The following is an 18,960-nucleotide window of genomic DNA, read 5'->3' on the forward strand; positions in this document are numbered from 1 at the left end:
CCTGTGCTGGATCCAGATTTTCTTCAGACTCAGCCGATTGTGATGATTCTTCACTCTCAACTGATGCAATTTGCAAAATTAGCTCATCAGCATCTGCCGGTAAAGTATCAGAATCAGCAGCAACACCATCACTCTTGAGAGCCGAAGACGGCTGAGCGGCCTTCACCTGCTCTGCAAACACATACAAAAGTGCAACTTGCAGGCTGACACGGGTGACATCAGCTTTTGCCGCCCCCAATAGCGCCCTGGCCCTCTGAATCAGAGAGCGCAATGTTTTGACGTGCAAAACACAGGAGCTTTTGGGGGAGTTCAAAGTGCGAATCCGCGTTTAGGTGAAGGTTTTTGCTGAAATTGCTGAATTGAAACGAATATTAGCATGATTCACACGACTTCAGTAGTTTCCGCAGAAAATATTTCAAAACACAAAAATAACTACTTTTTTAATTTTTTAACACTTTTATATGTAATTATTCGTTTTCAAATCCACAAACAATGATGGAATACAAAAAAATTTGCGTTTTCAAAGCAAAAATTGATAAAGATTTCTCAGTCACCTAATAATTGTTATTTACACCAAATATACTAAGCACATGATCCCTCGTCGTTATCATCCACTTGCGCTAACAGCTTTTTTGCTGGCAACCGGTTGTCACTTGACGCTAGCGTGGGCATCCAATCCAGAGCCGACCGCCCCTCTGCAACTCCTGCCCTCACCTTCTGCCAGCGGCGTCTCATCGGCGGATGCGGGCACAAAGTTCAGTAAAAACGTGCAAGCGGCATCACAAGCCACGCAAGAATTGCAAAACGGTTTCAGCAAATTGCAACGCCTGTGTACGTACGGCAATGACATCCCTGCCTCTTCTTCCAGCCAAGTCATGGATGTGTTGGCCCCGCTCACTGCCAAGGCACAATCAGACTTGGCCAACGTACAAGCAGGTCTTCAATCCACTGCGAAAACCTTCTCTCAAAGTTCCCGTATCACCAAGAACAGTTATTGCAGATACGTGCCCCCATTCGGGCCTTTGGCGTTTGTGTGTGAAGGCTTTCGCTATGACAGCGCCAAACTGCATCTGGCCTCGCGCGATATGCAAATAATCACGGCTGATGCCCATCAGCGGCTCTACTTGTATGAGCAATTTGTCAAGTTGGAAGAACAGGGTTGCACTCGTGCGGGTTTCACCATGAAGTTATGGGAGACCGAAACGACTTTCCTGTGGCCAGTCGTGCTGCAAGCACCCGTGGTGTTCAAGACCACACTGACCTATGCACCCTCGCATTGAGGATTTGAATCAACAGGGCTACTGGGCCAAGATTCGGCAGTCTGCCAACCGCTGGATGTCTCGCTCTGGCGGTCTTTGGCTGGCCTGTTTGAGTCTGCTCATGCTGATCACCACACCTTGGTGGGTTGAAAAAGCCATCACCAACGCGATGCAAAGCCGCACGCATCAAAGCGCTTTGCAATACACCCAACAATTGTCTGCGCGGCTTGAAGCAGCACAAACCAATTACGACAGAGCAGTTTCTGCAACAAGCAGCCCCAGAGAAGACTTCGAGCAGATTGCACAGCAGTGGGTGAAAAATTCACCGCATGTGTTGGCCGTGCAACTGTTGGATGCCTATGGCCATGTACTCAAGATCATCTCAAGGACCTTACCGCAGCAAATTGCCGATGAGCAGAGTGCTTTCACGCCTTTGAACCGCATATCACTGGCGCACGCCCTGGAACTGCAAACGCCCACTTACAGTGCCCTGTACAAGTGGCGCGATAAGCAAGTGGTTGACTTGTTCATTCCGCATGACGGACCTTCATCTGTGGCTTACGTACTGACCCTGGACACTCAGCCGTGGACACAGGTGGTTGGAGAAGACGATGACAAGATGCTGAGTGTTGAGGTGGTTCCGTTTCACAAAAAACCGTCCAAAGAAGTCTCCAGCTACTACCTCAACTTTCCTGAGTGGGAGGGTTTATGGACTTTGAAATTTCAGTCCAAAGATCCCATGCTCGGCATTTTGGCGGCCTTGCGGCCTGCATTTTTTGTCATCACGTTGATGGTCATCGGCATGTTCTTTTTACATTGGCGCAACTTCCAATTGCGACAAAAGACCGAAGCCCAATTACAAGAGCAGTCCCGCCTGCTGGATAAGCAAAGTCGCTTGAGCATGCTGGGCGAAATGTCGGCCAGCTTGGCGCATGAAATCAATCAGCCGCTGACATCGATCTCCAATTACGCCGTTGCGGGGCAGCTGCAGTTGCAGCGCACAGACCCCAACAGCCCTTTGCAGCCCTTGCTTCAAAAAATTCACGAGCAAAGTCAACGTGCCGCACAAGTCCTGGTGGCTGTGCGTGGCATGACGCAACCTGGCCCCATGGATGTGGCAGAAGTCGATTTGAAAGGGCTGCTTGCAGGCCTTGAGCCCCATTTGCGCTGGCTATGCGCTCAACACCAAGTGGGCTTGAAAATTTTGTGCAACGCACACTGGCGTGCACGGCTCAATCCAATTTTGTTCGAGCAAGTCATATTGAACCTTGTCAAAAATAGCCTTCAGGCTCTGGATGAGAGTCCGAGGAGCAGCAAGCGCATCAAAATCCAGGTCAGCAGTGCTCATGGCATGCTGGACATTGAAGTGGCTGACAACGGCCCTGGCATTGACCCCGATCATGCACCTCGAATTTTTGATTCATTTTTCACCACCAAGGCTCAGGGACTGGGCATTGGTTTAAAACTTTGCCGATCTGTCATTGAACGACACAATGGACGTCTGACTTTGCAAAAGAACAGTCTTGGCGGAGCTTGCTTCCTGATCAGTCTGCCTTTGCTCAGCGAGACAAACTCACAGGCCAAATCCACATGAGTGCTCATATTTTTGTCATTGAAGATGATGTCGAATTGGCTCAAAGCCTGAAGGTGTTGCTCACCTCGGCGGGCGTTGACAGCGTTCGTCTTTTTGGGTCTCCCCTTGAATTCATCAAAAGTTATCCCAGCTTGACAGAGACCCTTCAAGAGCCCGGATGTGTGCTGCTTGACATGCGCATGCCGGACATGACTGGCTCCGAGCTTTTTGCCTTGATGCAAAGTCAAAATTTCCCATGGCCTGTGATTTTCATGACAGGCCACGGCGACCTGTCGATGGCCGTGAACTTGATGAAGGCCGGCGCGTTTGACTATGTGACCAAACCGTTTGACCCCATGGGTTTGTTTGAAAAAGTGAAAGCGGCCACCCAGTTGTCTCGCGTGCGCATTACCGATCAACTGTTCAAGCGTGAACAGCTTCTGAAACTGAATTCATTGACACACCACGAGTCCTTGGTGTTCGCCAGAATCCTGAACAATCAAACCAACCGCGAAATTGCTGAGGCGCTTGAAAACAGCGTGCGCACGATTGAAACCCATCGGGCCAACATCTTGAAAAAGATGGGCAAGTCCTCGGCTCTGGAATTGGCCCAACTTCACGAGCGGTTCACGTTGTTGGGTGGCGTCACCCCTTTTCCCATGGCGCAGCAAACGCCTGGGCCATGATGGTGGCGCTCAATGCGCCCCGCCCGCATCCGACGCGCCTGAAGAAGCGCCACGCGCCTGAGGTCTGCGGGTCAACCAGATCATGCTGATCAGGCCCAGGAAGACCCAGGCCGACGCCATGAAAATGTCATCCGCCGCCCGCGTATAGGCCTGCTGGTCAATCAAGCGGTTGATCTGCAGCAAAGCTTGTTCTGCAGTCAGGCCCGAGGCTTGCAACGACGACACAGTCACGCCAAACACGCCTTGGCCCTGCACCAGGGTTTCAGTCAAGTGCGCGTGGTGCATGGCTGCGCGGCTGTCCCACAGCGTGGTAACGATGGAGGTGCCCATGGCCCCGGCGGTGATGCGGGTGAAGTTGCTCAAACCAGCGGCTGAAGGAATCCGTGCAGGCTCGATGCCTGCCAGCGTCAAGGTGGTCAGAGGGATGAAAAAAGCCGCCATGGCTGCGCCTTGCAGCAAAGTCGGCAGCAGAATGTGCGCCATGTCGGTCTGGGTGGTGAACTGTGAACGCATCCACAACACCACAGCAAACCCGATGAAGGCCACCGTGGCAATGCGCCGGGGGTCCCACACGGCAATTTTCTTGCCCACCACGGGGGTCAACAAAATGGCCAGCAAACCCACTGGCGCCAGCGCCATGCCGGCCGATGTGGCGGTATAGCCCATCCACTGCTGCAACCACAGGGGCAAGAGCACCACGTTGCCAAAAAACAAGGCATAGGCCACCGACAAGGACAGCGCACCAAACGAAAAATTGCGCCGTTTGAACAGGCGCAAATCCACCACAGGGTGCGCGTCGGTCAACTCCCAAACCACAAAAACCGCAAACGAGATCAGGGACACCAGCGCCAGCGTCAGGATCTGGCCCGAGGCAAACCAGTCCAGCGCCTTGCCTTGTCCAGCATGAGCTGAATGTCCTGGCGTTGCTGCTGCGTGCGCTCGGCCACAGCCAACTGCGCCAGCCAGCGGGCCAATGCCACATACGCATGCGCCACCTGACTGGCCAGCGCGTTGGAAGCCATTGCCGCATTGGCTTGCCCTGCGCGGGTCTACCCAATGGCCGAAGCCAGTTCGGCCGCATGTTGCCCCCACAAATCGGGCGACCAGCCCAACCCCAGCTGAACGGAGTCGTTGTCCCGGACATTGCCTGCAATCGGCTTGGGAAAAAGACCGTTGGCACTGTAGCGCTGGCGGCTGAAATCAGCCCCCAGCGTGCCCTGCGGCAAACTGGCCGCATCGACCACGCCGGACAAGGCCTGCATGCGCTGCACCCGGGCCTGCGCGTCGACCAGCGACGGGTTGTCTTGCAGGCTCTGGCGCATCAGTGCATTCAGCTGCGGATCGTTCCAGCTTTGCCACCAGTCATCGGTCACCCGTGATGTGCTGACCGCAGGCAAACCCAAAGCCGGGGCTTGCAGGAGCGACGCAGAAGATGCCCCATTGCCAGGGTTACAAGATTGCCGGTTTTTCGGTCAACGCCGATGCAGGCGCCACCTTGAAACGACAGCAAATGGTGGAGCGACTGCGCCACGTTCGCGGTGGCGATGTCATCATTGCGCACATGAACAAACCCAACTCTGATACGGCCGAAGTTCTGTCTGCAGGGCTGCTGGACCTCCTTCGGCGCGGCCTGGTTTTTGTCCGACTCGACGAAGTCGACTTGGTGGACGTCAAAGAGACTCCAGCCTCTTGAGCACCGCCATGACAACTGACCATCCAACAAAACACCCGGTCACCACACCATGTTGAGTGATCTGTTGGCTTGGAACTTGATTTCACTGCACGGGCTGGTCACGACATTGGCGTTGGGCATTTACCTGACGGCTTCACACGCCCGAAAGCAGCACAGGCACCCCTCTGCCGCCATCGCCTGGTTCCTGTCCTTGGCACTGATCCCCTACGTGGCGCTGCCGCTTTACTTGTTGTTCGGCAGCCGAAAAGTGACTCGAAGGCTTTCCGGGCCCCATGCACCGGCCGGTGTGCCAATCCGCTCACAAGACCATCCGGCGTGCTCGCGCATCCAGAGCTTGGCCTGCGCGCTGAACTTGCCCCCGGCTTCGAGCTACGACCACTTTGAACTTCACGAAGACGGCCGCCATGCACGGCAATCCTTGATGGCCCTGATCGACAGCGCCACCTCCACACTGGACATCTGCATGTTTGTGATTGGCAACGATGTGCTGGGCCAGGAATTGATGGCACATCTCTTTCAGAAGGCGCAGCAAGGCGTTCAGGTCAGGCTGCTGGTGGATGGCGTGGGGGCCTACCTGGGTGGCCACCTGAATGTGCGGGCACTGGCCGTGGCAGGTATTCGGGTTGCCAAATTTGTCTCGCCTTTTCAGTCAGCATTGCCCGGCAGGACAAACCTGCGCAACCACCGAAAAATGGTGATTGCAGACGGCACCCAAGTCTGGATGGGCGGACGCAACCTGGCGGCCGAATACTTTGAAGGCGACCCGGCCCTGCTCCGCGCCAAAGCGGCCTGGACCGACCTGAGCTTTGATTTGAGCGGCGCCATCGCCAGACAAGCGCAAGACCAATTCCATCAGGACTGGGCGTTTGCAACACAAGAGCAGCGCACCGATCTGGCACATCCGCCAGAGGCAAACAGGTCATCTCCCACCGTCCAATTGCTGCCCAGTGGCCCGGACCAGACCGAAGACACGCTCTACACTTTGCTGCTGTCCAGCTGCTTTGCAGCGCAAAACCGCATTTTGGCGGTCTCGCCCTATTTTGTGCCCGACGCTACGCTGCAAATGGCGCTCACCCTGGCCGCACGGCGCGGGGTCTTGGTTGATTTGATCTTGCCCCGCCAATCCAACCACCGACTGGCCGACATGGCTCGGCACGCGACACTCAGAGAATTGGCTGCCTCGGGTGCCCGCGTGTGGTTGGTGCCCGAAATGATCCACGCCAAAGCAGTGGTGATTGACGACGAAATCGCCTTGGCTGGCTCGGCCAATCTTGACGAAAGAAGCCTTTTCCTCAATTACGAAGTGATGGTGGCCTTCTACAAACCCACAGACATCGAACAATTTTCCCAATGGATGGCGCGCCGCCGCCAGGGCGCTCAAGGCTATGAAGCCAAGCCCCCGGGCTTGCTGCGCGAGTTGGGTGAAGGCATGGTGCGCTGGCTGGCCTTCCAGCTTTGAAATACGCCGTGCCGCTCATCGCCATGGCATAGATGCTTTAACGCACAGACTGCGGCCCCTTCACCCAGTACGTTCATGAGCCATGCCTCCAATACGTGGTCTATCTGCAGGACTGCCCCCCAATAAGCGCAGGCGTTCAGTGGCCTGGCGTCGGTGGCCGTTTTTGCGTTGCTGTTGGGCGTGTCCACGCACTTGTATCCGGGGCTGGTGCGCGGAAGAAAACCGCATCACCGTCACGCATGGGCAGCGCTTTGGACCGCCCCGAAGCCGCCCCTGAGCCGCCCCTGAGCCACCCGCAAAGGTCCGTGTGCGACAAGTCGCAAAAAAATCGACTCTCAAATTCCCATTGTGTGAGCGCCACCACAATACCGCCTGATTTTTGTCAAAACCGTGAATTTGCAAGTTTGTCAATATTGGAGCCTGACACCACAATGGCCGCACTTTCATGGACATCTCACCGATGGGCATCCCGCTGCATGAAAGTCATACACAGGAACAATTGACCATGAGCAATTCAAATTATCTGATGTGGTTGGGTGTTATCTCATTGGTGCTGGGCTTCCTCGCGTTGTTCAACCCCGTGGCATCCACTATTGCGGCTGAAATGATCGTCGCTTGGTCACTCATGATTGTGGGGATCGGGCAACTTGTCTCTGCTTTCAACCAGAAAGACGGAGAAAACAGATTGGGCCTGGGACTTTTGGGCGTTCTCGGTTTTTTTCTTGGCCTGTATTTGATCTACCGCCCAGTGATGGGTGCCCTGACGCTGACCATGATTGTGGCGCTCTTCATCCTGGTTGAAGGTTTGGTAAAGGTTTACCTGGCTTTGCGCTTCAAAGGCACGCCTTATTTTGGGGGAATTTTGCTGTCAGCGATCGTCTCCATCCTCTTGGCGATTTTGATTTTGAGCAATTACCCCGAATCCGCGATGACAATTTTGGGAATTTTGTTGGCCGTACAACTCATATCCATCGGCATCAATTTGCTGGCTCTGGGGAAACTTTTGACACCAACTTTGAAATTGCCTGGTCAAGGTACACGCTGAGTCTCAAGAAAAGAGGCTCTTTCATTCAGACAGTCTTTGGCCCAAAGGCTTCGGAACAGTCAAATCCAACCCTCTTGCTCAGCCTTCAAGCCCGACTCACACATGTCATCGCGCAAATTGGCCAAAGACAAAGGCAAATGGCTGATCTGCTGCAATTGAGCCAACACACGCCGGTCATAGTCGGTCAACGCACGCGTGACGCCGTTTTTCCAGAATTCGGACGACATGTGTTCTGCATCCCAGCTCAGGCCTGCATCATCCCAAAGTTGGCCAGCTGTCAACGCAATCTGAATGCCCGCCGGATCGGGGTCGCAGCTGATGGCCGCAGGCGCTGGGGCTTGCGACAACAAGCAGCGCATGGCCTGCAACCAGGCTTCGGAGGGCCGCCCTGGCAGCCAGATCAGGCAAACACCGGGCTGCAGTTGCCATGACTGACGCTCGAAACTGGCACGGTTTTCGATCAGCCAATACCGCTGGGGAGGCACTTGCACTGAGCACCATGCCGTCAATTGGCGGCAAGGCAAGCCCACGAAACCCGCGCGAGGCAAGGCCAAAATATCCCCCGCATCCGCTCCCGCCAGTGTCAACGCACCACCCAGCCAAAACACCGGCTCAAAGCGGCCAATGCCCAGCGCTTCGAGCGGCAAGTGGGCGTCAAGCCAATCCCATTCTGTGGGGGTGATGCCCTTGGTGTGCTGGCGTGCGGCCAATGCAAAGTCCTGCCGCAAGCCGGTGCGCTGCGCTTGCCGCCAGTCAACCAACTTTTGCAGCAGCGGCAAGCGTTGAGCCTGCACCACAGCAGACCCCTTGACTGCGGTCTGCACCGCGCCCACCAGCCAGGGGTGTTCATCGGCGAGTGCCCGCCACTGCGCTGCCAAGTCGTCTCGCTGTGCAGCATGCTCGTCTGCTGTGGTCACGCCTGCGGCCTGTTGCAGGGCAGGCAAATCCCGCCAGACGATGCGTGTCACGCGCCAATGCCCCGCTTTGAGTTCTTCCTTGACGGCCAGCGCCCCGGCGGCCAACAAGTCGTCACGCAAGCCGTCCACCCAGTCCAGCGCTTCGGCACCTGCAAGCTGGAGCAGGCTTTGCCAGGCCCGCTCTTGCGCGTGCGACTTGAGCCAGCGCTGCAACACCGCCAGCTGCGCCGCCCGCAGTGCTGGCAAGCGCACAAAAGCGTGAAGGCTTTGCCGCGTGCGCTTGTGCTTGCCATGCATCTCGGTGTGCCACGCTGTCATCCGCATCCTCCTTAGACGGGCACCAGCACAGGCTGCCCACGCCTTTTGGCCACGGCAATCGGTGGTGCCCAGCGACTGTCACGCGGCTTTTTGCTGGTCACCAGCGTGATCTCGGCGGGCTCAAACACTTCCAGGTTGTGCGTGATGGGGGTGGTCAGCACGTATTGCGCCTGGGTCGAGCGCAAGAAGTGGCCCACCAGCTGGATGTTGCGCACATCCAGGTGGGCAAAGGGCTCGTCAATGAACACGAAACCACCCGACGCGCTTTCTTCGTCCTTGAGCAAACCCACCAGCAAAATCAGCGATTTGATGACCTGTTGGCCGCCCGAGGCCTCTCCATCATTCAGACCAATGCTGCCCTTGCCGTCAAAGTTGAAATTGACCTTGAGCCCGGCCTGCGCCAGCACCGAGTCTTCGTTTTCCAAAGCGGGCAAATCGGCCGACACCTCCACCCCGGCCAGGCTGCCCAGCTCCTGGATGTTGCTGCGGTAACGGCGCACCGTGCTGCGCAAGACTTCGATGTAGCTCTCGCGGGCGTTGAGCACGGCGGTGGCAGCTTGGGCGTTTTTGACCTGGTGGTCTTGCAGGCTGAAGGTCTGCTCGCGCACCGTGGCTTCCATGCGGCGGTAGCGCTCTTCGACGGTGGCGTCTTTTTCCCAGGTGTCCAGCTGCAGCTCGGCTTCGACCGAGTCCAGGCGCAATTTGGCTTGCCGCTCGTTGTCGTATTTGTCCATGAGGCCTTGCAAGGCTTCCGGCGTGCGCCAGCCCGGGGGAATTTGCTGTTTGCGGTGTTGTGAGGCATCCACCTCAGCGGTCAATTGTTGGCGCCGGAGAAGCATCTCGGCGGCCTGGCGATCGGCCTCCTGGTTCTTCTGGCGCAGGCTTTGCTCTTGCTGTCGGTATTGGCTATCGGCCACCTGGTAGTGGCTTTTGGCTTGCACATACGCGGTATCGAGCTTTTGCCAATGCATGCTGGCGGCAATGCGCGCTTGCTTGGCGGCGGGCCAGGCCTGGCGGGCGTCGGCAAACTCTTCCGCACGCTTGGCCAGCTCTTGCGCGGCCGAGTGTCCTGCCAAGGCCTGCTCACAGTCCTTGATCTGGCGCTTGAGGTCCATCAGCGCTTGCGTCAACGGCCCCAGCTGGGCATCCAGGCGACGCACATCGTTTTCAAGTGCGTCACGTTGCGACTGCAAGGCCGCTGCGCCCAACTGGTGGTCGCGCGGCTCCACCCACACCGAACGGGCACCTCGGCCATCAAAGGTGTAGGCCTCAGCCGTGATCCAGTTGCCCGCCAACTGGCGCCCATCGCGGGGGCTGTCCACACAACGCAAGTTGTTCAGTTGCTGGGCCAGCCAGCGCGGCAGTTTGCCGTCCACGCGCACCTGCGCCAGCAGGCTTTGGGGGTCGGCCTTGGGCAGCGCCTCGCCGGGCTCCACGATGTAGTGGCGATATCGCAGCTCAGAGGCCAGCGCATCGGCTGCGGCCACATCGCCCGGCTTGTCCAGCAACACCACCCATCGCAAAGGCCGCAAAACGCCCTCAACGGCAGCACGCCAATGCTCGTTGTGCACATCCACCACTTCGGCCACAAAACGGTGGCCGATGTTTTGGGCCTGCAAGCGCTGGCGCAATGTGCGGGCTTCTGGCGGGTGCGGGGGCGTGCGTTGGCCGTCCAGCGCCTGCAAAGCGTTGTCGGCCTGCGTTTTTTTGTCCAGCACCACGCTGCGCCGGGCCTGTGCGTCTTGCATGCGGGTTTGCAAATCCTGCAAATGCGCATGCAGCGATTCGGCATCGCTTTCCTTGTCCACCAAGGCCAACAGTTCTGCCTCGCGCTTGTTCAAGGCCTCCAGGGGCCGCTCCATGTCACGGGTCTGATCACGCTGCACGGCAGAAGCATCTCGCTCGGCCAGCAAACGCTGTTCATCGGCTTCGGCTTGTGTGCGTGCCTTGAGCAGCGCCAGCAGTTGGGCGTTTTGTTCGGCGCGCTCGGCCTTGTGCGCGGCCAGGCGCAAGCGGTCACGGTGCAGTTCGCGGCTGTTTTGCGCCAGTTTCTGACGCTTGGTGTGCCATTCGAGCACCGGAATGACTTCGGTCGCCAGGCGTTCACGCTCTTGCACCCTGTGCTGCCACTGCTTGTAAAGCGTGACCTTGTTTTGCAGCTCGGCCAGCTGGGCTTTGCTGTGGTCCAGCTCCTTTTCGGCCTGCTGCATCTCACGGGTCAACTGGCTTTGGTGGTCGCGGGCAGTGTCATAGGCGTTGAGCACCTCCTGGTCACCAAACACATCAAACACCAGGCGCAGCAACTCTCGTGGGCTGTACTCGCACAGGCGGTCGGTTTGTCCTTGTTCGAGCGACAAGACTTTGGCAATGGCGGGCGACAAGCCCGCGTCCGACAAGACCCGCGCCCAGGCCTCCACCCCCATGGTGCGCAGTTCTTTGTCGGTCCGCTCAGTCAGCTGCTCAATGCTCACATCGCCTTCGACCACCATGTAGCGGCGCTGCCAATCGCCGCCATTGCGCTCGATGCGGCAAGCCAGCGTGACCTGATCGCTGTAGAGCAACTGCCGTGCAAACGGTCGGCTCGACGTTTGCCGCGTGTGCGGTTTGTTGTCCACCACGGCACGCAGCCACGCCACTTGCGCACCGGCATGGCGGGCATAGGTTTTGTAGTCACGCGGCTGAGAGCATTTGAGCCCCAGCAGCGTGCGCATCGCGTCCAGCAAGGTGGTCTTGCCCGAGCCGTTGGGCCCGGCGATGGTGATGATGGAGGCATCCAGCGGCAAGCTCACGCGCTGGCAGTAGTCCCAATGGACGAGTTCAAGGTTTTGCAAATGAAACATGGGGCAATCAATCGGGTTGGGCTGCAGGGTTTGTCTGGGCAGCCACATCTTGCGCGGCATCCTGAGCAGCCTGTAGCGCTTGCTCACGCGCCAGCACATCGGCCAGAGCACCGTTCAGGATACGCGGGGCCATCACGTCATAGTCCAGCAGCACATCGAGCAAGGGGCCTTCCTTGATGTCATCGCCTGAACGCACGATGAAGGCGTGGCGCTCCAGCAATTTGAGGTTGCCGTCCAGCCGCATCTTTTTGCCCAGCTGGGTGCCGTAGTCTTCAAGCAAAGCCTTGTACGACAGCACGGGGCTCACGCTTTGCGCCGAAGGCAGGGGTTTGCTGCTGGCAAACATCTCGTTTTGCGGGGCATCGGGCGCTACCCGGCTGGTCTGGCGCTCACGCTTGGGCAGCACGATCAAGGCCCACAGCACCACCAGCAAGGCCACCGCGTCGCGAGGCAAGTCCAGGTTGTTGTTGGCGTTCAGGCCCGCCTCGCCCAGCACATGGTTTTGCGGCGCGGGCAGCAAGGCCAGACACACATGGTCGGCATAAATGTTGTCCACCCAGCGCAGACCCACCTGCGCCAGGCGCTGCTCCACCAGCGCAAACAGCTCGGCGTCGGACAGCGCCCGCCTGACACGGGGGTGTTGGCGCGGCAGGTATTTGCGAGAAAGCAACTCGGCGATCAGCAAGGCCGCATCGTCGGTGAGGGTGTTCAGGGTCATGATTCAAAAAAATGCAAAGTCTTCAGACGGGCGTGTTCGGGGCGGCGTCCCCTGTGGGCGCGGCGCTTTCAGGGGTATCGGGCGCATGGATGCTGCGTAGCAGGCCTGCGCTCAGGTGCGACACCGCCGGGTGGTCCAGCGCCTGCAACTCGGTTTGCCACTGCACGCGCCAGGGCTGGCGCGCCAATTGGCCCGTGGGGCCGGGCAAGTCTTGGGCCTGCGCATCGCCCAGCAGCGGCATGAGCTGGGTTTTGTAGGCCACCTGGGCGTAGCGGGCATGGTCTTCGGCGTCCAGAGGGTGCAACAGCGCCTCGCTGATGTCGCGCCAATGCACCGGTGCCGCATCCGTGGCCTGTGCACCTGCCTCAGGCCCGGCCAACACGCCCCACTGCGCCAGCAAATCCGACAAGGCGCCCAACTCTTGCGGCAAAGCCACAGCCGTCAGATCGCCCACCGGTGCGGCCTGCGCCGTGGGTAAGGCCTCGGCCAGCTGCGCCTTTGGCCGGTCGCGCTCAAACTCGGCCTCGGTCACATCCAGCATGTCGTGCGGCGACACCAAGCCCAAGCTCACGGGCTGTGCAATGGCATCGTTCATCAAGGACTCCAGCCCGGCCTGGGTTTGCAGCCACAACTTGACGTCGGTGCTGGTGATGCCAGTGGTGCCCAAAGTCACACGCTGGCGGTCCACCTGCTGCAAGGCCCGGTTGAACTGACTGGCCATGGCCAACAAACGCGACTGCGCCTGCCCCAGCCCGCGTGCGGCCTGCTCCATGCGCAATTGGCCACGGGCGTTGCCAATGATGGCGGTGATCGTGTCCGAAGCCTTGTCGATCAGACGCGAGGCCCGGTCATAGCGCTTGCGCGCCTCACGCAGACGGAACTCCGAGCCGCTGGCAATCGCATCGGCAAACTCATGGTGCAGGCGGCCCAGCTGGGCTTGCAACATCTGCACCTGCGCGCCGTCCAGCGTGCCCAATCGGTCGGCGCCCACCACCTGCCCGAGCAAGCCGCTCAGCTCGTCTTCAGACTGCTGCGTCAAAGGCGCCAACATGGTCGCCACCTGCTGGGCCAGCGCCGTCAAACCATAGTGGCGCTGGGTTTCGTCCCAGCTGAGCAAGGCCGCTTCGCGCAAGCGCTTGACCACACTGTCCACCGCCTCGGGGCGCACGGCATAAAACAACTGGTCCAAGGCCTCGCGCGACAAGAAGGCACTGCCTTGCTGCACCAAGGTCAGCAGCATCCAGACCCGCAGGCGCACCAGGCCCCCCGGGCCTTGAAACACGCTGCGCAGGGCTTCAACCAGTGTGCTGTTGTGCTCGATCTGAAACGCCAGTGGCGAATCCCCCACGGCATCGGGGTCTCGAAAATAATCGGCAAAAGCCGACTCAATGTCTGGCGTCACACTCAAAACTGCATCCTGAACGGGGTCAAAAACGGGCCACCGGGCTGGCATGGGCATCCACCCGAAGGCGAGATTGTCCAACAACAAACCCCTGTTGGACGCAATGCCCCCTGAACTTGCACGTTGTGGCTGTCGGCCTGCGTCCTGGGCGCCCGTGCCTGCCCCACAGCCACACCCGCTAAACTCGGTCGCCCACAAAGGAGACCTATGCAACGCTGCCCCTGGTGCGAAGGCTTTGAGCTTTACCGCCACTACCACGACACCGAATGGGGCGTGCCCCTGCATGACGACAGAGCCTTGTTCGAGCTGATCAACCTCGAAGGCGCACAGGCCGGACTGTCGTGGTCGACCGTCTTGAAAAAACGCGAGACCTACCGCCTCGCTTTTGACCAGTTTGACCCTGAAAAAATCGCCCACTACGACGAGCACAAAGTCGCCCAACTGCTGGCCGACCCGGGCATTGTGCGCAACCGCCTCAAGGTGGCCGCCACCATTGGCAATGCCAAAGCCTATTTGGCCCTGCAAGCCAGCGGGCAAAGCTTTGGCAGCTTCGTGTGGCAATTCGTCGAGGGTCAGCCCTTGCAGCACCAGCGCCGCAGCATGAGCGAAGTGCCCGCCAAGACACCGCAATCCGACGCCATGAGCAAAGCCCTGCTCAAAGCCGGCTTCAAATTCGTGGGCTCCACCATTTGCTACGCCTTCATGCAGGCCTCAGGCATGGTCAACGACCACTTGGTCAGCTGTCACCGTCACGCACCGCTGGCCAAGTAAGCGCACCAGGCCTCCTCAAGCCAATGCTCTATGCTTGGACTCCAGCGAGGTCTTATGTCACACCCAACCCCACACCCACGCCGCCCCCAAAGCACACCTGAGGATGCCAAGCAGCTCCTCCTCTTGCGCGCCCACAGGCGTGCACACCGGGAAAAACATGCACCCGAAGCCCTCAACCCTCCGGAGCACTTCGACCTCACCCCCCCCACCCGAGGGCAACGGCTGGCGGACCTGGTGGCTGCGACCATTGGTTCATGGCGGTTCATCATTTTCCAAAGTACGGCCATTGTGTTGTGGATCACAGGCAATGTGCTGGTCGGGCGCGATGCCTGGGACCCGTATCCCTTCATATTGCTCAATCTGCTGCTGTCGTTCCAGGCGGCCTACACAGCGCCCGCCATCATGATGAGTCAGAACCGCCAGTCGGAGATGGACCGCAAGCATGCGCAAAACGATTACGAAATCAACGTCAAGGCCGAACTTGAAATCGAGTTGCTGCACGAAAAAATCGACATCATGAAAGAGCAAGAACTGCTGGCCCTGACCCAGGCTGTGCGCGACCTGTCAGCCCAGGTGACGGCGCTGAGCAAACGCGCTTGAGCCCTTAAGAGGGCATTCGAGCTGCCCTCTTTCAAGCGGTTACAAAAAAACATCTCGCAAATCATCAGCACCATCAGCAAGCCGCTGCAATTCCGAGAATTTGACAAATTTAATATATCGGTTTTCGTAGACTGTTCGCACACACGAATAACGTCATGAAAAACCGTCAAACGCGCAAAACATTTTCAAGCAGCCTGCTGGCCATTGTGGTTTTGTTGGCGAGCACGGCATCCATCGCTCAAACCTGCACCCGCGAATACAAGCCCCTTTGCGGCCATGTCGCCGGTGAGCCTGCCCCCAAGACATTCCCCAACCGCTGCATGCTCGACGCCGCCCAAGCCCGCCTGCTGGCCCCAAGCGAATGCACACACCCCAACTTGCCCATGCCCGGTGGCGATGCCGACGCACATGGCTGCAAACCATCGACAGGCCATGTCTGGAACGAAGAACTGGCCAGTTGCGCACGCCCCTGGATGAGCCGCGCCATCACGCTGGAAGTCGCCCCCAAACGCCGCCCATGCACCGGCCTGATCGAAACGCAGTGTTTGCTGGTGCGAGAGGTGGGGCCTGGCCACAAAAAGACAAAATGGGAACCACTGCATGGCGAGATCGCAGGCTTCAAACCGGTACCGGGCGTGCGCCACACACTGCGCGTGCGCCAGGACAAGCTTGAAAACCCGCCCGCCGATGCGCCGGACACCACATACACCCTGCTCAGAACCCTGCCATGAGCCCAAGAATGCCTGCGGCGTCCCATGTCCCTGATCATTCATGACCCCGATCTGGCCCACATCGCGCATTACGTGCTGGAGTGGGCGGCTTTGGCCACAGGCGCCTGGATCTACCGTCGCCGCAAAGCCCGTCAAGGTGTAAACAGTGTCTTGCAAGGCCCTACTTACGCCTTGATTGTGGGCTGTTTGCTGGGCGCCGCCATCGGCAACAAAGCGGTGTTCTGGCTCGAAAATCCCCATCTTTGGCCGCAAGCCGACCAAGCACTTACGCTCTTGCTGCAAGGGCAATCCATTGTTGGCGGTCTGCTGGGCGGCTGGATTGGTGTGGAGCTGGCCAAAAAATTGAGCAACTGGACAGGGCCACGCACTGGCGACGACTTTGTGCCCGCAATTCTCAGCGGCATTCTGATCGGGCGCATCGGCTGCTTTGTGGCCGGTCTGCACGACGGCACCTACGGCTTGCCCACCAGCTTGCCCTGGGGCATGGATTTGGGCGACGGCATCCCCCGTCACCCAGCGCCCTTGTACGAATGGCTGGTTGCCCTGCTGGCCTTGCTGACCTGGCCACGCTGGGAACGCAAACTGGCACACACCCCAGGCCTTGCGTTTCGCTGCTTCATGCTGGGCTATCTGTTCTGGCGACTGACCATCGACACACTCAAGCCCGTGCCCTACACCTATTGGGGCGGTCTCTCAGCCATCCAATGGATCAGCCTGATCGCCATCTTCACCATCGCCATCACCTTCGTTACAGACAAAAAGGGAACACCAAAATGAGTGCTACACGCTTCACACGCCGCCAGGCAATGGTCCTGACACTCTCTGCCGCATTGATCGGCGGCCTGGGCTGCGCCACGGCCATTGTGGGTTCCGGGCCCAATACGAAAACCAAAATCATTGAAGGCGCAGTGGTGCTGACCGATGACATCCTGGCCTTTGGTCGCCCCGACGAAACAATGGCCAAGGCCATGGGCAAAGCCCATGCCATCGCCTTTTTGGGCAAGGCAAACACCTATCTGCTGGTCGAAGGGGGAGAAACACTGCTCAGCCTGACCCCACTTGATCCAGCGCGATTGACCCTGACGCCAGACAACCACCGCTTGCACATCCAAGACAAAACGATTTGGGGAACCCTTGAGTTCACCTACTCGACGGGCAAAACTCCACTGTCTGACACTGAAACCGCAGCGCTGAAATCTTTGAAATTTTTCCGCAAAACGCCCGACACCCTGAGCTTGAATGTCAGCATCAAAGGTGCCGTCTACCCGGCCATTTCGTTGCAGGGAACGGGTTTCACCGAAATGCAAAGAGCGAGAAAACTCAGTTTCCACGCACCGTCCACCACAGAAACAAAACCAGACCTGAGCAAAATCGCCTTGTTGCCTGTGGCCCTTGTGGTGGATGTGATCACCGCCCCACTGCAGTTGTTGGGCGCTGGCGTGTTGTTGCTCAGCATGGGAAGGTAAGCCGCACATGAGCCGAAAACTCCGCCCCTATCTGTACTACGACACCACCACCAGCGTTTGCACCACCTGCCTGCACCCCGCTGAAGCCAAAATCATCTTCAAAGACGACAAGGTCTACATGGACAAATGGTGTCCAACGCACGGCATGGAACGCGTGCTCATGAGCGACGATGTGGACTACTACCGACTGGGCCGCGAAGTCTTCGTCAAGCCACCGGAGATGCCCAACACCTTCAACTCGAAGATGACATATGGCTGCCCCTATGACTGCGGCCTTTGTCCTGACCACATGCAGCACTCGTGCCTGAGCATTGTGGAGATCAACGACCACTGCAATCTGAACTGCCCCATTTGCTATGCCGACAGCGGCACGCACAGGCCCGAACACCGCAGCCTGCAAGAGGTCTGCCAAATGCTCGACACCGTGGTCGCCAACGAAGGCGCGCCCGATGTGGTGCAAATTTCTGGCGGCGAGCCAACCACACATCCGCAGTTTTTCGAGATCCTTGACGAAGCGCGCAAACGCCCTGTCAAACACTTGATGATCAACACCAATGGTGTGCGCATTGCGCAAGACGAAGCGTTTGTGCAACGCCTGGCCAGCTACGGCCCCAAAGGGCTCGAAATTTACTTGCAATTCGACTCGCTGCGCGCCGAAGCGCTCAAAGAACTGCGAGGCGCGGACCTCACCCGCATTCGACAACAAGCGCTGGAGCGCCTCAACGCTGCCGGCTTGTCCACCACATTGGTGGTCACGGTCAAACGCGGCCTCAACGACAAGGAACTGGGCGACATCATCCGCCATGGACTGGCACAACCGTGCGTGCGGGGCATCACCTTCCAGCCCATCCAGGAAGCGGGGCGCACCGATGGTTTTGGGGCGCAACACCGATTGACCGTCAGCGAAATACGCCGGGAAATCGCCACCCAAAGCGACATCTTCACCCTCGACGACATCGTCCCTGTGCCCTGCAACCCCGATACGCTGGCCATGGGCTACGCCATCAAGGCTGCGGGTCAAACCGTGCCATTGACACGGCACCTGAGCCCGCAAGCGCTTGTGCAAGGAGCAGCCAACACCATCGTTTTTGAGCAAGACGCTTCGGCCAAAGAGCTGGTTTTCAAACTGTTCTCCACCAACCACTCGCCTGAATCGCAAGCCAGTTGCCTGTCCGAGCTCATGTGCTGCCTGCCGCAAGTGTCTGCCCCGCAGAACATGAATTACGACAACGTGTTTCGCATCCTCATTGTTCAATTCATGGACGCGACCAACCTGGACATGCGGGCCCTGAAAAAATCGTGCATCCACTTCGCCACACCAGAAGGCCAAATGGTGCCTTTCGAAGCCTATAACCTGTTCTATCGCCCCGGCAAAAAAGCGCGACTGGACACCATTCGCCGACAGCTTGAACAACAACACCGGATGCGAACCGAAGCAAGCGTCATCCCCATCCAACCGGTATGAAGACCCGAAGTTCCTGA

17 protein-coding genes and 1 pseudogene are annotated in these 18,960 nt (G+C 58.4%); 12 read left to right on the forward strand and 6 right to left on the reverse strand.

From position 1 onward, the window contains the following. The first annotated feature begins 653 nt into the window (after positions 1–653). The 3 genes from B9Z51_RS01765 to B9Z51_RS01775 are packed head-to-tail and all read left to right on the forward strand — an operon-like array spanning position 654 to position 3,518. Positions 654–1,280, forward strand: a complete 627-nt coding sequence (locus B9Z51_RS01765; protein ID WP_233254790.1) for a hypothetical protein — start codon at positions 654–656, stop codon at positions 1,278–1,280. After that, complete coding sequence (locus B9Z51_RS01770) at positions 1,264–2,853, forward strand: sensor histidine kinase (RefSeq protein ID WP_108371271.1); 1,590 nt, start codon at positions 1,264–1,266, stop codon at positions 2,851–2,853. Before B9Z51_RS01765 ends, B9Z51_RS01770 begins: the two co-directional genes overlap by 17 nt. Further along, on the forward strand, positions 2,850–3,518 hold the full coding sequence (locus B9Z51_RS01775; RefSeq protein ID WP_108371273.1) for a response regulator transcription factor: 669 nt from the start codon (positions 2,850–2,852) through the stop codon (positions 3,516–3,518). Before B9Z51_RS01770 ends, B9Z51_RS01775 begins: the two co-directional genes overlap by 4 nt. Before the next feature lie 9 nt (positions 3,519–3,527). Here the strand turns inward: B9Z51_RS01775 and B9Z51_RS01780 are convergent. Continuing rightward, positions 3,528–4,432: pseudogene (locus B9Z51_RS01780) on the reverse strand (DHA2 family efflux MFS transporter permease subunit); the annotation flags it as partial. Between the two features lie 135 nt (positions 4,433–4,567). Next, a complete protein-coding gene (locus tag B9Z51_RS01785) occupies positions 4,568–4,921 on the reverse strand; it encodes a hypothetical protein (protein WP_146187670.1) in 354 nt (117 codons plus the stop codon). Positions 4,922–4,950: 29 nt separating this feature from the next. On the opposite strand from B9Z51_RS01785, the gene B9Z51_RS01790 reads away from it, so the two are divergent. The 3 genes from B9Z51_RS01790 (at position 4,951) to B9Z51_RS01800 (ending at position 7,715) form a co-directional block, all read left to right on the forward strand. After that, entirely contained in the window at positions 4,951–5,211 is a 261-nt protein-coding gene (locus tag B9Z51_RS01790; RefSeq protein ID WP_108371277.1) for a hypothetical protein, read from the forward strand. A 49-nt stretch (positions 5,212–5,260) separates the two neighbouring features. Next, positions 5,261–6,670: a phospholipase D-like domain-containing protein gene (locus B9Z51_RS01795; RefSeq protein ID WP_108371279.1), complete on the forward strand. Its 1,410-nt coding sequence runs from the start codon at positions 5,261–5,263 to the stop codon at positions 6,668–6,670. A 445-nt stretch (positions 6,671–7,115) separates the two neighbouring features. Next, entirely contained in the window at positions 7,116–7,715 is a 600-nt protein-coding gene (locus B9Z51_RS01800) for an HdeD family acid-resistance protein (protein ID WP_108371281.1), read from the forward strand. A 59-nt stretch (positions 7,716–7,774) separates the two neighbouring features. Here B9Z51_RS01800 and B9Z51_RS01805 read toward each other — a convergent pair whose 3' ends face one another. From B9Z51_RS01805 to B9Z51_RS01820, 4 genes are read right to left on the reverse strand one after another with little or no spacing between them, the layout of a single operon-like run. Then, positions 7,775–8,950 (reverse strand): hypothetical protein, encoded by a 1,176-nt coding sequence (locus B9Z51_RS01805; RefSeq protein ID WP_108371282.1) that lies wholly within the window; start codon positions 8,948–8,950, stop codon positions 7,775–7,777. Between the two features lie 11 nt (positions 8,951–8,961). Further along, on the reverse strand, positions 8,962–11,790 hold the full coding sequence (locus tag B9Z51_RS01810; protein ID WP_108371284.1) for an ATP-binding protein: 2,829 nt from the start codon (positions 11,788–11,790) through the stop codon (positions 8,962–8,964). A gap of 7 nt (positions 11,791–11,797) precedes the next feature. Beyond that, positions 11,798–12,508, reverse strand: coding sequence for a hypothetical protein (locus B9Z51_RS01815; protein WP_108371286.1), 711 nt, complete (start codon positions 12,506–12,508; stop codon positions 11,798–11,800). 22 nt (positions 12,509–12,530) lie between these two features. Further along, a complete protein-coding gene (locus B9Z51_RS01820) occupies positions 12,531–13,961 on the reverse strand; it encodes a hypothetical protein (RefSeq protein WP_233254791.1) in 1,431 nt (476 codons plus the stop codon). Positions 13,962–14,117: 156 nt separating this feature from the next. Between B9Z51_RS01820 and B9Z51_RS01825 the strand changes: the two genes are divergently transcribed. From B9Z51_RS01825 to B9Z51_RS01850, 6 genes are all read left to right on the forward strand, one after another. Continuing rightward, positions 14,118–14,681 carry a DNA-3-methyladenine glycosylase I gene (locus B9Z51_RS01825; protein WP_108371287.1) on the forward strand — a complete coding sequence of 188 codons (564 nt, stop codon included), beginning with the start codon at positions 14,118–14,120 and terminating at the stop codon, positions 14,679–14,681. A gap of 234 nt (positions 14,682–14,915) precedes the next feature. Then, on the forward strand, positions 14,916–15,281 hold the full coding sequence (locus tag B9Z51_RS01830; protein WP_233254792.1) for a DUF1003 domain-containing protein: 366 nt from the start codon (positions 14,916–14,918) through the stop codon (positions 15,279–15,281). A 155-nt stretch (positions 15,282–15,436) separates the two neighbouring features. Next, a complete protein-coding gene (locus tag B9Z51_RS01835; protein ID WP_108371291.1) occupies positions 15,437–16,012 on the forward strand; it encodes a DUF4377 domain-containing protein in 576 nt (191 codons plus the stop codon). Between the two features lie 24 nt (positions 16,013–16,036). Further along, entirely contained in the window at positions 16,037–16,789 is a 753-nt protein-coding gene (locus B9Z51_RS01840; protein ID WP_199227423.1) for a prolipoprotein diacylglyceryl transferase, read from the forward strand. Continuing rightward, positions 16,786–17,478, forward strand: a complete 693-nt coding sequence (locus tag B9Z51_RS01845; RefSeq protein WP_146187671.1) for a hypothetical protein — start codon at positions 16,786–16,788, stop codon at positions 17,476–17,478. The genes B9Z51_RS01840 and B9Z51_RS01845 overlap by 4 nt, the downstream gene beginning before the upstream one ends. 7 nt (positions 17,479–17,485) lie before the next feature. Continuing rightward, the gene (locus B9Z51_RS01850) at positions 17,486–18,943 is read left to right on the forward strand and encodes a radical SAM protein (protein WP_108371294.1); all 1,458 of its coding nucleotides are present in this window, start codon (positions 17,486–17,488) and stop codon (positions 18,941–18,943) included. Positions 18,944–18,960: the final 17 nt, after the last annotated feature.

Origin of the sequence: Limnohabitans sp. T6-5 (genome assembly GCF_003063315.1) — a bacterium.
Lineage (GTDB): Bacteria > Pseudomonadota > Gammaproteobacteria > Burkholderiales > Burkholderiaceae_C > Limnohabitans_A.